11 protein-coding genes are annotated in these 14,852 nt (G+C 71.8%); 7 read left to right on the top strand and 4 right to left on the bottom strand.

The features are described from left to right. Positions 1-1,821 (top strand): ATP-binding SpoIIE family protein phosphatase (locus tag V7793_RS20920; protein ID WP_336008744.1); only part of this gene is annotated, 1,821 nt, incomplete at its 5' end. A 201-nt stretch (positions 1,822-2,022) separates the two neighbouring features. Next, positions 2,023-3,486, top strand: coding sequence for a catalase (locus V7793_RS20915; protein ID WP_336008743.1), 1,464 nt, complete (start codon positions 2,023-2,025; stop codon positions 3,484-3,486). A gap of 101 nt (positions 3,487-3,587) precedes the next feature. Here the strand turns inward: V7793_RS20915 and V7793_RS20910 are convergent, their stop codons facing one another. Then, entirely contained in the window at positions 3,588-5,858 is a 2,271-nt protein-coding gene (locus V7793_RS20910) for a transglycosylase domain-containing protein (protein WP_336008742.1), read from the bottom strand. 317 nt (positions 5,859-6,175) lie between these two features. Between V7793_RS20910 and V7793_RS20905 the strand changes: the two genes are divergently transcribed. The 3 genes from V7793_RS20905 to V7793_RS20895 are packed head-to-tail and all read left to right on the top strand — an operon-like array spanning position 6,176 to position 9,854. After that, the gene (locus V7793_RS20905; RefSeq protein ID WP_336008741.1) at positions 6,176-6,700 is read left to right on the top strand and encodes a PadR family transcriptional regulator; all 525 of its coding nucleotides are present in this window, start codon (positions 6,176-6,178) and stop codon (positions 6,698-6,700) included. Next, on the top strand, positions 6,697-7,389 hold the full coding sequence (locus V7793_RS20900) for an ABC transporter ATP-binding protein (RefSeq protein ID WP_336008740.1): 693 nt from the start codon (positions 6,697-6,699) through the stop codon (positions 7,387-7,389). The genes V7793_RS20905 and V7793_RS20900 overlap by 4 nt, the downstream gene beginning before the upstream one ends. After that, positions 7,386-9,854 carry an ABC transporter permease gene (locus V7793_RS20895; RefSeq protein WP_336008739.1) on the top strand — a complete coding sequence of 823 codons (2,469 nt, stop codon included), beginning with the start codon at positions 7,386-7,388 and terminating at the stop codon, positions 9,852-9,854. The genes V7793_RS20900 and V7793_RS20895 overlap by 4 nt, the downstream gene beginning before the upstream one ends. Before the next feature lie 84 nt (positions 9,855-9,938). Here V7793_RS20895 and V7793_RS20890 read toward each other — a convergent pair whose 3' ends face one another. Then, a complete protein-coding gene (locus V7793_RS20890) occupies positions 9,939-10,940 on the bottom strand; it encodes a LysR substrate-binding domain-containing protein (protein WP_336008738.1) in 1,002 nt (333 codons plus the stop codon). A gap of 138 nt (positions 10,941-11,078) precedes the next feature. Here V7793_RS20890 and V7793_RS20885 point away from each other — a divergent pair, with 138 nt between their 5' ends. Next, positions 11,079-11,633 carry a peroxiredoxin gene (locus V7793_RS20885; protein ID WP_120753500.1) on the top strand — a complete coding sequence of 185 codons (555 nt, stop codon included), beginning with the start codon at positions 11,079-11,081 and terminating at the stop codon, positions 11,631-11,633. Positions 11,634-11,644: 11 nt separating this feature from the next. Further along, positions 11,645-12,184: an alkyl hydroperoxide reductase gene (locus V7793_RS20880; RefSeq protein WP_336008737.1), complete on the top strand. Its 540-nt coding sequence runs from the start codon at positions 11,645-11,647 to the stop codon at positions 12,182-12,184. A 76-nt stretch (positions 12,185-12,260) separates the two neighbouring features. Here V7793_RS20880 and V7793_RS20875 read toward each other — a convergent pair whose 3' ends face one another. Beyond that, positions 12,261-13,688 (bottom strand): AI-2E family transporter, encoded by a 1,428-nt coding sequence (locus V7793_RS20875; RefSeq protein WP_336008736.1) that lies wholly within the window; start codon positions 13,686-13,688, stop codon positions 12,261-12,263. Between the two features lie 149 nt (positions 13,689-13,837). Continuing rightward, entirely contained in the window at positions 13,838-14,560 is a 723-nt protein-coding gene (locus V7793_RS20870) for a transglycosylase SLT domain-containing protein (RefSeq protein ID WP_443057954.1), read from the bottom strand. Between the last annotated feature and the right edge of the window lie 292 nt (positions 14,561-14,852).

Genomic DNA, 14,852 nt, shown 5'->3' with positions numbered 1-14,852 from the left:
CGCCTGGAAGCCGGTCCCGGAGGCAGCCGTCCGGCCGCGGACGGTCCGGAGTCCGCCGGCGCACCGGCGGACGCGAGCGGCCCGGGCACGGGCGGCAACGCCACCGGCGGCGAGCGCCTGCGGTTCGTCGGGGCCGCCACGCGGCGGATCGCCCGGGGCATCGACCTGGACGAGATCGTGCTCGGCCTGTGCCGGGCCACCGTGCCGACGTTCGCCGACGCCATCCTGGTCTACCTGCGCGACCCGCTGCCGGTCGGCGACGAGCGGCCCGTGGGCCCCGTCGTGCTGCGGCTGCGCCGCACCGACCAGCTGCCCGAGCACGTGCGCGGCGTGGGCGAGGGCGACGGCACGGACTTCGCGGCCGAGCGCCCCGAGCCCGTCCCCGATCTCGCCGGCTGCGCCGCCGAGCGCTGCGAGGTGCGCATAGGGGGGCCGCTCGCGGAGGTGCTGCGGGGTGTCAGACCGGTCTTCGGGGACTCCTCCGCCGCGCGGGCGGCCCTTCCCGAGCTGCTGGGCGACGACCGTCCGGTCCCGGACCGGCACCGGACGATCCTGGCGCCGCTGCGGGGGCGGCGCCGGGTGATCGGCGCCGCGGTGTTCGTCCGCCGTCCGGACCGGGCCGCGTTCGAGAACGACGACCTGCTCGTGGCCGCGCAGCTGGCGACGCACACCGCCCTGGGCGTGGACAAAGCCGTGCTCTACGGCCGCGAGGTGTACATCGCGGACGAGCTGCAGCGCACGATGCTGCCCGACTCCCTGCCCCAGCCGACCGGCGTCCGGCTCGCCAGCCGCTACCTGCCGGCCGCCGAGACCGCCCGCGTGGGCGGCGACTGGTACGACGCGATCCCGCTGCCGGGCAACCGGGTGGCCCTGGTCGTCGGCGACGTCATGGGCCACTCCATGACCTCGGCCGCGATCATGGGCCAGCTGCGCACGACCGCGCAGACGCTGGCGGGCCTGGACCTGCCCCCGGCCGAGGTGCTGCACCACCTGGACGAGCAGGCCCAGCGCCTCGGCTCGGACCGCATGGCCACGTGCATGTACGCGGTGTACGACCCGGTCGCGCACCGCATCGTGATCGCCAACGCGGGCCATCCGCCGCCGATACTGCTGCACCGCGGCGGCCGCGCGGAGGTCCTGCGCGTCCCGCCGGGCGCGCCGATCGGCGTGGGCGGGGTCGACTTCGAGGCGGTGGAGCTGGACGCGCCCGCCGGGGCGACGCTGCTGCTGTACACGGACGGCCTGGTGGAGTCGCGGATCAGGGACGTCTGGACGGGCATAGAGCAGCTGCGCGAGCGGCTGATCGAGACCGCCCGGCTGACCGGCCCGAACCCGCCGCCGCTGGAGCCCCTGTGCGACGAGGTGCTCGGCATGCTCGGCCCGGGCGACCGGGACGACGACATCGCCCTGCTCGCCGCCCGCTTCGAGGGCATCGCGCCCAGCGACGTGGCCTACTGGTTCCTCGACCCGCGCCCGCAGACGGCCCGTCAGGCGCGCCGGCTGGCCCGCCGCGCCCTGACCCGCTGGGGCCTGGAGGAGCTCACGGACTCCGTGGAGCTGCTGGTCAGCGAGGTGATCACCAATGCCGTGCGGTACGCGGAGCGGCCGATCACGCTGCGCCTGCTGCGTACGGACGTGCTGCGCTGCGAGGTGGGCGACGACGTGCCGCAGCTGCCGCGGCTGCGCCAGGCCCGGCCCTCGGACGAGGGCGGCCGCGGGCTGTACCTGGTCAACCGGCTGGCCAGGCGGTGGGGCGCCACCCGGCTGAGCACGGGGAAGGTGGTCTGGTTCGAGCTGGCGCTGCCGCCGCGCGCCCGGTGAACCGCGCCGGGTGAGCCGCGCCGGGCGGCGCCCTCTCGTACCCGCTCCGGCCGGGCTCGAACGCAAAGAGACCCGTACGCGGTGAAATTCTGGACAGTGTCCAGACGCCCGTTGCCGACACGTCGTCGGCGGAGTTCACTGGCGAGTTGGAGGGCGGGCACTGCCGCGCGCCCTCACCATCCCCGTACCGGGAGGCGTCCCATGACCGACTCGGCGCAGCAGACCCCGTACACGACGGACAACGCCGGCATCCCCGTCGAGAGCGACGAACACTCGCTCACCATCGGCGACTCCGGACCCATCCTTCTCCAGGACCACTATCTGATCGAGAAGATGGCCCAGTTCAACCGGGAGCGGGTCCCCGAGCGGGTGGTCCACGCCAAGGGCGGCGGCGCGTACGGCACCTTCCGCGTGACCAACGACGTCAGCCAGTACACCAAGGCGGATCTCTTCCAGCCCGGGCGCAGCACGGAGATGCTGGCCCGCTTCTCCACGGTGGCGGGCGAGCAGGGCAGCCCCGACACCTGGCGCGACCCGCGCGGCTTCGCCCTGAAGTTCTACACGGACCACGGCAACTACGACCTCGTCGGCAACAACACCCCGGTCTTCTTCGTCCGCGACCCGATCAAGTTCCAGGACTTCATCCGCTCCCAGAAGCGCCGCACCGACAACGGCCTGCGCGACAACGACATGCAGTGGGACTTCTGGACCCTGTCGCCCGAGTCCGCCCACATGGTCACGTGGCTGATGGGCGACCGCGGCGTGCCGCGCACCTGGCGCCACATGAACGGCTACGGCTCGCACACCTACATGTGGGTCAACCGGGGCGGCGAGAAGTTCTGGATCAAGTACCACATCAAGACCGACCAGGGCATCGAGTGCTTCACCCAGGCGGAAGCCGACCGGATGGCGAGCGAGGACACCGACTTCCACCGGCGCGACCTCTTCGACGCCGTCAAGAGCGGTGACGCCCCCTCCTGGACGATGTACGTGCAGGTCATGCCGTTCGACGACGCCCCGGACTACCGCTTCAACCCCTTCGACCTCACCAAGGTGTGGCCCCACGGCGACTACCCGCTGATCGAGGTCGGCCGGATGACGCTCGACCGCAACCCCGGCGACTTCTTCGTCCACATCGAGCAGGCCGCCTTCGAGCCGTCGAACCTGGTGCCCGGCATCGGCCCGTCGCCCGACAAGATGCTGCTGGGCCGCCTCTTCTCCTACCCGGACACCCACCGCTACCGCATCGGCCCCAACTACGCCCAGCTGCCGCCCAACCACCCCCGCTCGGACGTCCGCTCCTACGCCAAGGACGGCCCCATGCGCTACGAGGCCGCCCGCGTGGCCCGCCCCTACGCGCCCAACTCCTACGGCGGCCCGGCCGCCGACACCGGGCGCTTCGGGGACGTCGCCGGCTGGCGGGCGGCGGGCGAGATGGTCCGCGAGGCGTACAAGCCGCATCGCGAGGACGACGACTGGGGCCAGGCGGGCACGATGGTCCGCCAGGTCCTCGACGACGCCGCCCGCGACCGTCTCGTCTCCAACGTCGCCGGCCACGTGAGCAACGGCGTGAGCCGGGCCGTCCGGGAGCGGGCCCTGCAGTACTGGCGCAACATCGACAAGGAGATCGGCGACCGCATCGCCACGAAGGTCAACGGCGGCTGAGCGGGTCCCCCGGACGATCCCGAGGGAGCCGGGAAAGCGAAGACCCCGGCCGCTCACCCTGCGCAGGGGGTGAGCGGCCGGGGCCGGGAGCTGACCGGAAGTCAGTTGCCGATCGGTTCGCGGCTTCCGTTGGGCTGGAGCCCGCCACCGCCGGTGACCGGCGAGGAGCTGGACGGCTTGCCGCTCGGGGTGACCGGCGGGACCGGCGGCCGCGAGGACGGGGGCGCCGACGAGGGTGCGCGGGACGGGGTGCGCGAGGACGAGGCCGACGGCGACTGCGAGGGCCGCGAGGGCGACGGCGACGGGCTGTGCGACGCGGGCGCGGAGGGGCTGGACGAGGCGGGCGGGCCGGGGATGACCGGGACCGTCGTGCTCATGTTCGTCTCGAGGTCGAACTCCTCGGCTTCCGAGCCCTGCAGCGCGTTGGCGGTGTAGGCGGCCCAGATGCGGGCCGGGTACGTACCACCGTTGACGCGGCCGTTGCCGCCGGTGCCCTTGAGGGTGACCTGCTTGCCGCCCTCGCCCTCGCCGAACAGGCCGATGGCGGTGACTAGGTCGGGGGTGTAGCCGGTGAACCAGGCGGACTTGTTGTCGTCGGAGGTGCCGGTCTTGCCCGCGACCTGGCGGCCGACGCTCTGCACGACGGAGGCCGTACCGTCGTCGACCACGCCCTTGAGCACGGTGGTGACGCCGTCGGCGGTGTTCCGCGAGATGGCGTCGCCGCCGATCGGGTTGTCGAGCGACAGCTCCTTGCCGTTCTGGGAGGCCGACTTGATGATCGAGGGCGTGACCTTCTTACCGTGGTGGGCGAGGGTCGCGTAGACGCCGGCCATGTGCAGCGGGCTGTTGCCCATGGAGCCGAGCGACATGGCGGGCTTCTCCACGAAGTCGCGGACCTTGCCGTTCATGCCCATCTCGACGGCGGTCTTCTTGACCTCGGGCAGGCCGACGTCGATGGCCATCTGCGCGAAGACGGAGTTGACCGAGTCGTTCATGGCCTTCTGCACGGGGATCATGCCGTGCGAGTAGCCGTCCTCGTTCTCCGGGGCGAAGTGCTCGCTCGTGCCGGTGACGGGACGCTCGGTGGTCGAGTCGTACAGCGTACCGGCGTTGATGCGCACCTTGTCCTGGGTGGTGGACTTGTTCTCCAGCGCCGAGGCGAAGATCAGCGGCTTGAAGGTCGAGGCGACCTGGTAGTCCTCGCGGGTGGCGTTGTTCGTCCAGTGCTGGAGGGCGTCGGTACCGCCGTAGAGGGCGACGACCTTGCCGGTCTTCGGGTCGACGGAGGCGGCGCCGACCTGGACGTTCTTGTCGACCGCGCGGGCCTTGGGGTCGAGGTCGTCGAGGAGCTTGTCCTTGACGGCCTTCTCCAGGGCCTTCTGCTTCTTGTTGTCGACGCTGAGGGTGATCGTCCAGCCACCGGCGTCGAGGTCACTCTCGGGGCGGCCGTCCTTGGCCAGCTTCTTGCGCATCTCGGCCTTGGCGGCCTCCACCAGATAGCCGTTCTGGCCGGTCAGGCCCTTGGCGGCCGGCGGCTTGCCGGGCTCCTTGAACTGCATGCCGGCGCGCTTGTCCTTGTCGAGCCACTTCTGCTCGACCATCTTGTCCAGGACGTAGTTCCAGCGGGCCTTGGCGTTCTCCTTGCCCGCGGGGGTGGCCACCGTCCAGTCGTACTGGCTGGGGGCCTGGAGCAGCGCGGCGAGGTAGGCGCCTTCCTCGAGGCTGAGCTTGTCGACGTCCTTGTTGTAGTACGCACGGGACGCGGCCTGGATGCCGTAGGCGCCGCGGCCGTAGAAGCTGGTGTTCAGGTAGCCCTCGAGGATCTCGTCCTTGGACTTCTCCTTCTGCACCTTCAGCGAGATGACCAGTTCCTTCACCTTGCGGGTGATGGTCTGACGCTGGTCCAGGTAATAGTTCTTGACGTACTGCTGGGTGATGGTGGAGCCACCCTGCTTGCCGCGGCCCATCACGGTGTTGAGGACGCCTCGCGCGGTGCCGAGGACGTCGACGCCGGGGTCGGTGTAGAAGTTCTTGTTCTCGGCGGCGACGACGGCGCGCCGGACCTCGACCGGGATCTTGTCGATGGACACTTCCTGGCGGTTGACGTCACCGCTGCGCGCGATGGTCTTGCCGTCGGCGTCCTTGAAGACGTTGCTCTGCAGCTTGGCCTGGCTGTTGCCCTTGGGGACGTCCACGTAGAGATAGAGAGCCACGCAGGCGCCCGCCCCGAGAGCGACGAGCGCCACGAAGTAAGCGAGGAGCTTCTTCCAGGTGAAGAAGCGGCGTATACCGGTTTTCCCGGCCTTCTTGGGCTTCTTGCCCTTTGCTGTGCGGGTGCTCTTCTGCGCCCGTCGCGCTTCCGCTCGGCCCATCTCTCCCGTAGCTCCAGTCTTTCCGCCCCCAACCCAGCTCATGAAGCTAACACCGCAACTGTCACCAAACGCCCATTGATCAAGGCTTTGAGGCACGTGACATACAGCACCCCGGCTGGCGGGAACCGGGCGCGGCGCAGTGCGGGAAACCGTACAGGGCTCCGATTCCGGATCCGATTCGGCAGCCCGAACAGCGGGCGCACAAGGGGCCGTCGGGGACGGCGGGCACTATCTGCAGGGGCCATTCACCGGCCAATCGGGGGCGATTTTCAGCCACCTATACCTTCTGTGTATACACACGATGTACAGTCCGGAGCATGTCAATCGGACACACCCTGCTCGCGCTCCTGGAGTCCGGCCCGCGCCACGGCTACGACCTCAAGCGCGCCTTCGACGCCCGCTTCGGCCACGATCGCCCGCTCCACTACGGCCAGGTCTACGCGACCATGTCGAGGCTGCTGAAGAACGGCCTGGTGGAGGTCGACGGGGTCGAGCAGGGCGACGGCCCCGAGCGCAAGCGCTACGCGATCACCGACGCGGGCGTCACGGACGTGGCGGACTGGCTCGCCCGGCCCGAGAAGCCCGAGCCCTACCTGCAGTCCGTCCTCTATACAAAGGTCGTCGTGGCCCTGCTGACCGGCCGGGACGCCGACGAGCTGCTGGACGCCCAGCGCGCCGAGCACCTGCGGCTGATGCGCGAGCTCACCCGCCGCAAGACCGGCGGCGACCTCGCCGACCAGCTGATCTGCGACCACGCTCTCTTCCATCTGGAGGCCGACCTGCGCTGGCTGGAAATCACCGCTGCCCGGCTCGACCAGCTCGCCCGGGCGGTGCGCTCATGACGCCGTCGGGCTCCCTGCTCGCCGCGACCGGGCTGCGCAAGGCCTACGGGCCCACGACCGCGCTGGACGGCGCGGACTTCTCCGTCCACCCGGGCGAGATCGTCGCCGTCATGGGTCCCTCGGGCTCCGGCAAGTCGACATTGCTGCACTGCCTGGCCGGAATCATTCGCCCGGACGCGGGCGTCGTCCGCTACGGCGCGCGCAGGCTTTCGGAGCTCTCCGACTCCGAGCGCAGCGCCCTGCGGCGCGGCGAGTTCGGCTTCGTCTTCCAGTTCGGGCAGCTGGTCCCGGAGCTGACCTGCGTGGAGAACGTGGCGCTGCCGCTGCGGCTGGGCGGCCTCCGGCGCAAGGAGGCCGAGCAGCAGGCCATGCGGTGGATGGAACGGCTGGAGGTCGCGGACGCGCGCGGCAAGCGGCCCGGCGAGGTCTCCGGCGGCCAGGGCCAGCGCGTCGCCGTCGCCCGGGCGCTGGTCACGACCCCGCGCGTGATCTTCGCGGACGAGCCGACCGGCGCCCTGGACTCCCTCAACGGAGAGCGTGTGATGGAACTGCTGACCGAGGCCGCCCGCGACACCCGGGCCGCCGTCGTCCTGGTCACCCACGAGGCGCGCGTCGCCGCGTACTCCGACCGCGAGGTCGTCGTGCGCGACGGACGGGCGCGCGACATGGCGGGGGCGAGGCTGTCATGACCGGACGCGACGACAAGAACGGGCGCGCCGACGAGAACGGGCGGGAGCGCGGGGCTCCCCGCCCCGGTGCCGGCCCCGTGGACCGGCCCGCCGGGCCGTCCGGCCCCGCCGCCTGGCTCCGCGACCTGCTCATGGGCGCGCGCTTCACCGTCACCGGCGGCCGCGAGGGCCTAGTGCGCGCCGCCCTCACCGCCCTGGCCGTCGGCCTCGGCGTGGCCGTCCTGGCGATCGCCGCGTCCGTGCCGCAGCTGCTGGACGAGCGCGACCGGCGCGACACGGCCCGCAGCGTGTTCCCGGCGGGCGCGGACATCCCGCCGGAGGACCAGCCGCGCAAGGGCGCGGGAACGCTCCTCTACCAGCGGGCGTCCACGGACTTCCGCGACCGGCCGGTCGACGGCGCGATCCTGCGCCCCGAGGGCCCCGGGGCACCGGTGCCGCCCGGCGTCGGCGCGCTCCCCGGCCCCGGCGAGATGGTCGTCTCCCCCGCCCTCGGCCGGCTCCTCGCCTCCGGCGAGGGGAAGCTGCTGAGCGAGCGGTTCCGCCACCGGACCGTGGGCACCATCGGCGACGCGGGGCTGATCGGCCCCGACGAGCTCTTCTACTACCTGGGCAGCGACCGGATCGAGCAGGGCGGCGGCGTCGTCCGCATCGACGGCTTCGGCAGCAGCCGGGACGAACCCGTGGACCCGCGCATCCTCGTCCTGGCGGCCATGGTGTGCGTCGTGCTGCTGCTCCCGGTCGCGGTCCTCATCGGCACGGCCGTCCGCTTCGGCGGCGAGGGGCGCGAGCGCCGGCTCGCGGCGCTGCGGCTCGTCGGCGCCGGCATCGGGTCCACCCGGCGGATCGCGGCCGGCGAGGCCCTGTGCGGCGCCCTGATCGGCCTGCTGGCCGGGGCGGTGATCTTCCTGTTCTGCCGCGGTTTCGCCCCGCACGTCGCGATCCGCGAGATCGGCGTCTTCCCCGCGGACGTCACCCCCGCCCCGGTCCTGGCCGCGCTGATCGCCGTCGCCGTGCCCGCCCTGGCCGTCGCCGTGACGCTGTTCGCGCTGCGCGGCGTCGCGGCCGAACCGCTGGGGGTCGTCCGCGACGCCCCGGTCCGGCGCCGGCGGCTGTGGTGGCGGCTGCTGATCCCGGCCGCGGGTCTGGCCCTGCTGGCGCCCGGCGTGCCGGAGATGCGCGGCGCCCTGGGCTTCGGCTCCGCCTTCGCCGGCTCCGGGCAGCCGGTCCTGGTGGCCGCCGGTGCCGCGCTGCTGCTCACCGGCGTCGCCGTGGTCCTGCCGTGGCTGGTCGAGGTGTGCGTGGCCCGGCTGCGGGGCGGGCCGCCGGCCTGGCAGCTGGCCACACGGCGGCTGCAGGCGAACAGCGGTCCGGCCGCGCGGGCGGTCGCGGGCATCACCGTGGCGGTGGCCGGGGCCGTCGCCGTCCAGATGATGGTCTCCGGCATGCGGGGCGACGACGACGGGCCGCCCGGGACGGTCGCGAGCCACTCCCAGCTGCAGGCCGCCTACCGCCCGGGCACGCCGGACGAACTCCGCGCGCACTCCGAGGCGTTCCGGGCCACGCCGGGCGTCCGCGACGCCGTCGCCTTCGTGGAGCAGTACGCCACCGCCGGCTCGGGTCCGGAGCGCAAGGTCACCACGGTGCACGTCGCCGACTGCGCCACCCTGAGCCGCATGGCGAAGCTGGACTCCTGCCGCGACGGCGACGTGTTCGTGGCCCAGGAGAAGGACGGCGACGTCGACACGGCCGGGCGGTTCCCGCCCGGCACCGCACTGGAGATGGACGGCTTCGAAGAGGCGAAGGCCAAGGGCACGCCCGTCTACCGGTGGACGGTGCCGCGGAGCGCGCGCGTCGTGGAGACGCGGACCGCCCCCGCCGGATCGGACACGTTCGGCATCCTGGCCACGCCGTCGGCCATCGACGCCCGGGCGATCCCGGACGCCCGCACCACCGTGCTGGCGCGGGTCGACCCCGGCGACCGCGACGACGCCATCGAGCGGTTCCGCAACACCGCCGCCGCCATCGACCCCGGCATGCGGGTGTGGCGCATGGGCGGCGTCGTGAAGAAGGACCAGCTCGCGGCCGTCGAGGGAGGACTGACGACCGGTGGGATCGGTGTCCTCGTCCTCGTGGGGCTGAGCCTCCTCGTCGCCACGGTGGAGCAGCTGCGCGAGCGGAGGCGGGCACTGTCCGTGCTGGTCGCCTGCGGGACGGACCGGTCGACGCTCGCCTGGTCGGTGCTGTGGCAGACGGCGGTCCCCGTCGCCGTGGGCCTCGTGCTGGCGACGGCGGGCGGCCTCGGGCTGGGCCGGGTGATGCTGGCGCTGGTCGGTGAGCGGGTACGGGACTGGTTCGCCTTCGTCCCGCTGGCCGGCGCCGGCGCCGCCGTGATCGTCGCGGTGACGCTGATGGCGCTGCCCACCCTGTGGCGCCTGACCCGGCCGGAGAGCATGCGGACGGAGTGACGGGCGCGCGGCGCCGTCGAAGGTGCGCCCCGGGGTGACCGACCGGGGCGCACGGCCGGCGACGGGTGGGGCCGGCGCCCCCGGTCACCCGTTGAGGATCCGTACGGGCAGCTTCCGCATCGCGGTCCGCAGGGCCGCCGCGAACTGCTCGAACTCCCCCTGCCGCGCCGCCCCGGTCCGCATCGCCAGGGCGATCCTGCGCGAGGGCACCGGGTCGGCGAAGTGCCCGGTGGCGAGCTGTTCGTTGCGCTCGGTCTCGACGCGCAGGGCCGTGCGCGGCAGCAGGGTGACGCCCATGCCGCCGCCGACCAGCTGGACGAGTGTGGACAGGCCGGCCGCGCTGGTGGTCACCGCGGCGCCGGTCGTCCGGCCGGCCTCGCGGCAGATGTCCAGCGCCTGGTCGCGCAGGCAGTGGCCCTCGTCCAGGAGGAGCAGCTCCAGCTCGCGCAGGGCCTCCCGCGGGATGTCGCCGCGCTCGGCCAGCCAGTGGTCCCGGGGGGTGACCAGGACGAAGTCCTCGTCGAAGAGGGGGATTTCGCTGACGCCGGGCGCGCCGAGCGGCACGGCGAGCAGCAGCAGGTCCAGCCGCCCCTGGGTGAGCCCGTCGAGCAGGGAGGACGTCTGCTCCTCGTGGACCTGCAGGTCGAGGTCGGGGTAGGAGTCGTGGACCAGGCGCAGGACCGTGGGCAGGAGGTAGGGCGCGACGGTCGGGATCACCCCGAGGCGCAGGACGCCGGTGAAGGGCGCGCGGGCCGCGTCGGCCTCCTCCATCAGGGCGGCGACGGCGTCGAGGACCGTGCGGGCCCGGGTGGCGAGCCGCTCCCCCGCGGGACTGAGCAGCACCTTTCTCGTCGTACGCTCGAGGAGCTGGACGTCGAGGATGTCCTCCAGCGCGGAGACGGCGCCCGAGAGCGCGGGCTGGCTCATCCCGAGCGCGGTGGCGGCGTCACGGAAGTGCAGGTGCTCCGCGACGGCGACGAAGGCCCGCAGCTGGGCGAGGCTGGGCTGGCGGGGGCGCGAGCCCGGGGCTATGGACGACACGGCCGGCCCGGCCGGCGGCTGTGGTGCGTGCGGTGCGGACGACATAACTGATAAGCACCTCCGATCAACATCTCCCAGTCTAGCTATTTCCGTTATCAATGACTCCTGTGGCAGGGTTGCTCATGTCCAACCCCGAGGGAAACTCCTGTCACGGGAGCTTCCCGCTCGCTGCAAGGAGAGCGCGTGCTCACTGTCGGTGACAAGTTCCCCGAGTTCGACCTGACCGCTTGTGTGGACCTCGACGCGGACAAGGCTTTCGCGCAGATCGACAACAAGACCCACGAGGGCAAGTGGAAGGTCGTCTTCTTCTGGCCCAAGGACTTCACCTTCGTCTGCCCGACCGAGATCGCCGCGTTCGGCCAGCTGAACGACGAGTTCGCCGACCGTGACGCCCAGATCCTCGGCGTCTCCGGCGACTCCGAGTTCGTCCACCACGCCTGGCGCAAGGACCACAAGGACCTCCGCGACCTGCCCTTCCCGATGCTGGCCGACGCCAAGCACGAGCTGATGCAGGCCTGCGGCGTCGAGGGCGAGGACGGCTACGCCCAGCGCGCCGTCTTCATCGTGGACCCGAACAACGAGATCCAGTTCGTCATGGTGACCGCCGGCTCCGTCGGCCGTAACCCCAAGGAGGTCCTGCGGGTCCTCGACGCCCTGCAGACGGACGAGCTGTGCCCCTGCAACTGGTCCAAGGGCGAGGAGACCCTCGACGCGGTCAAGCTCCTCTCGGGCGAGTGAGCTGATCTCCCATGGCGCTCGATGAGCTGAAGTCCGCCGTACCGGACTACGCCAAGGACCTGAAGCTGAACCTCGGCTCGGTCATCGGCAACTCCGACCTGCCGCAGCAGCAGCTGTGGGGCACCGTCCTCTCCTGCGCGATCGCGACCCGCTCGCCGATCGTGCTGCGCGAGCTGGAGCCGGTCGCCAAGGCCAACCTGTCGCCCGAGGCGTACACGGCCGCCAAGTCGGCCGCCGCCATCATGGCGATGAACAACGTCTACTACCGCACCCGGCACCTGCTGTCGGACCCGGAGTACGGCAACCTGCGTGCGGGCCTGCGGATGAACGTCATCGGCAACCCGGGCGTGGAGAAGGTCGACTTCGAGCTGTGGTCGCTGGCCGTCTCGGCCATCAACGGCTGCGGCCTGTGCCTGGACTCGCACGAGCAGGTCCTCCGCAAGGCGGGCGTCTCGCGCGAGACGATCCAGGAGGCGTTCAAGATCGCCGCCGTCCTCCAGGCCGTCGGCGCCACCCTGGACGCCGAGAAGGTCCTGGCGGACAACGCCTGATCTGCTCTCCTCCTCAGATACGTGTGGGCCCCGGCCGTTTACGGCCGGGGCCCACACGTATGTCCTGGGTTGGTTCTCAGCTGCGGGAGACCTCGGAGGGGGCTTGCGCAGGAGGCCCGTCCGGTGGCGCCGCGGCCAGGGCCTTGTCCTTGGCGTAGGCGCGCAGGTAGCCGACGACCGTATTGGTCACCGCGGCCAGCGGAACCGCGACCACCGCGCCGCCGATGCCGGCGACCAGCGAGCCCGCGGCCACCGAGAGGACCACCGCGAGCGGGTGGACGCGCACGGCGCGGCCGAGGATGAACGGCTGCAGCACGTGACCCTCGATCTGCTGCACCGCGAGCACCACGGTCAGCACCATCAGGGCCGTGAAGACGTCCTTCGTCACCAGTGCCACGACCACCGCGAGCGCGCCGGAGACCACGGCACCGACCAGCGGGATGAAGGCGAACAGGAAGATGAAGACGGCCAGCGGCACCGCCAGCGGCACCTTGAGGAAGAACAGCCCTATGCCGATGAAGATCGCATCGATCAGGGCCACTATCACCGTGCCCCGCACATAGGCGGTCAGCGTCGCCCACGCGCGCGGGCCCGCGCCCGCCACGCCCTCGCGCGCCGCCGCCGGGAACAGCTTCAGCAGCCACTCCCAGATCCGCGGCCCGTCGTAGAGCAGGAAGAGCGTGCTGAACATCGCCAGCAGGATGCCGGTCAGCACCTCCAGGATCACCTGGACGCCCTCGATGCCGGCGGTGGTGATGTCCTTGGTGTTGGCGCCGATGGCCGTGCTGAGGTTGTCGGCGATGTTGTTGATCTGGTTCTCGGTGACATGGAACGGGCTGGTGAGCAGCCAGTGCTTCAGGTCCTTGATGCCCTGCTGCACCTGTCCCGACAGGTCGTCGAGGTTGTCCGTCACCTGCCACACCACGAACCAGCCGACCAGGCCCATGACGACGAAGCCGGAGATGAACGTCATGGCCGTGGCGAGCCCCCGCGGCACACCACGGCGCTTGAGCCAGGCGACGGTGGGCTGCAGCAGCGCGGTGATCAGCAGGCCGGCGACAAAGGACAGCACCACCAGGCGGACCGAGCTGATCACGCGCATCAGCACCCAGAGGGTGCCCGCCAGGATCAGCAGCCGCCAGGCGACCTCGGCCGCGACCCGCACACCCCAGGGCACGGCGGCCACGGGGTCGGGGCGCGCCGGGACCGCGGGTGCATACCCGGGCGGCGGCGGTACGTGTTCGGGGTCGCCTGCGGCGGGCGCGGGTGCCGGACCCGGATGCCCCGGGGCGGACCCGGCGGAGTCACCGGCGGCGCCGGAACGTATCGGCAGGGAGGCGTGTGCAGGGTCGGCGGCGCGGCCGGACTCGGGCGCGCCGTCGGCACCGGTGGCACCGGCGGCCGGCGCCGCGCTCTCCACCTCGGCCGTGCGCTCCTCGAGTCGCCGGGCGAGACGGGTCAGACCCGCTCCCACACCGCCGACCCATCGTGGCAATCTGGACATTTCTCTTCCTCTACCCCCACTCCCCCGTGGCCAGGGTGAACGTTACCCCTGACGGGTGACGCGGGAAGACAGCCAAGCCCCCGGCCTGGTGAGGACCGGGGGCTTGCGAGGGCGGGGAAGTGACCGGCGCTAGGCGCGGCCGGTGCGCCCTAGTACCACTGGTTGGCCTGCCAGAACGACCAGGCGCCGCAGGGGCTGCCGTAGCGCTCGTTCATATAGCCGAGGCCCCACTTGATCTGGGTGGCGGGGTTGGTCCGCCAGTCGGCGCCGGCGGAGGCCATCTTGGAGCCGGGGAGCGACTGCACCAGGCCGTACGCGCCGGAGGAGGGGTTCTCCGCCGTGTAGTCCCAGGTGCTCTCGTTGTTCACGATGTTGCTGAAGCACTGGAACTGGTCGCCGGGGACCATGGAGCGGGCCATCGCCTTGACCTCGGCGACGGAGTAGGAGCTCTTGGCGGGGAAGGACGAGGCGTCGCGCGTCGCAGAGCGACTGCTGACCTGCTCCTTCTCCTCCTTCTCGCGCTCCTTGGCCTTCTCCTCGGCCTCCTTCTTCTTGGCGGCCTCGTCCGCGGCTTCCTTCTTCGCGGTGGCGTCCTCGGCGGCCTGCTTGCGCGCGGCCTCCTCGGCGTCCTTCTTGGCCGCGCTCTCGGCTGCCTCGGACTGCGTGTCCGCCTGCTGGGTCAGGGAAGCGGCCTGTGCCCGGACGTTCTGTCCTGCGGGGATGTCCGCGAGGAGCGTCATGTCCGCTGCGGTCGCCTCGACCCGGTCGTTCGTACCCTGGTCATGGCCTGCAGCGACACCCACGACGGCGCCGACGGTGGTGACCGCGGTGGCGGATGCCACGGCGAACCCCCGGACCGAAATCCGGCTCACACGTTTTCCTTCCAGCATCGCCCGCATGGGTGACCTCGCGAGCGCGATCGTGCCCCTGGCGCTGGCCTCCGTAATCGGTCACAGAAGGCACGGGCCCGTGGGGCCTCCCGCGAGGGAGGTCCGCGTGACGCTCGGGCGGCATACGGCGACGCTGTTCAGTTCTGGATCTGCTCTGCACCGCCCCGATGAGGGGACGAAGTGCCGTATGCGGGGCCTGACAGGACCCAGACTCTGCCCGACCCGGTTGCCCGGAGGCAATTCCGGGTTACGTGGGAAAGGTCACACCTCGTTT

It is taken from the genome of Streptomyces sp. KLMMK, assembly GCF_036961605.1.
Taxonomy (GTDB): Bacteria; Actinomycetota; Actinomycetes; order Streptomycetales; family Streptomycetaceae; genus Streptomyces; species Streptomyces telluris.
Note: the sequence above shows the minus strand (reverse complement) of the source record. Positions and strands in the feature narration are given on the sequence as shown.

Coding starts and splice junctions, on each gene's coding strand:
- V7793_RS20900 (WP_336008740.1), top strand. CDS start 6,697: ATGACGCCGTCGGGCTCCCTGCTCGCCGCGACCGGGCTGCGCAAGGCC.
- V7793_RS20905 (WP_336008741.1), top strand. CDS start 6,176: ATGTCAATCGGACACACCCTGCTCGCGCTCCTGGAGTCCGGCCCGCGC.
- V7793_RS20910 (WP_336008742.1), bottom strand. CDS start 5,858: ATGGGCCGAGCGGAAGCGCGACGGGCGCAGAAGAGCACCCGCACAGCA.
- V7793_RS20880 (WP_336008737.1), top strand. CDS start 11,645: ATGGCGCTCGATGAGCTGAAGTCCGCCGTACCGGACTACGCCAAGGAC.
- V7793_RS20890 (WP_336008738.1), bottom strand. CDS start 10,940: ATGTCGTCCGCACCGCACGCACCACAGCCGCCGGCCGGGCCGGCCGTG.
- V7793_RS20915 (WP_336008743.1), top strand. CDS start 2,023: ATGACCGACTCGGCGCAGCAGACCCCGTACACGACGGACAACGCCGGC.
- V7793_RS20895 (WP_336008739.1), top strand. CDS start 7,386: ATGACCGGACGCGACGACAAGAACGGGCGCGCCGACGAGAACGGGCGG.
- V7793_RS20875 (WP_336008736.1), bottom strand. CDS start 13,688: ATGTCCAGATTGCCACGATGGGTCGGCGGTGTGGGAGCGGGTCTGACC.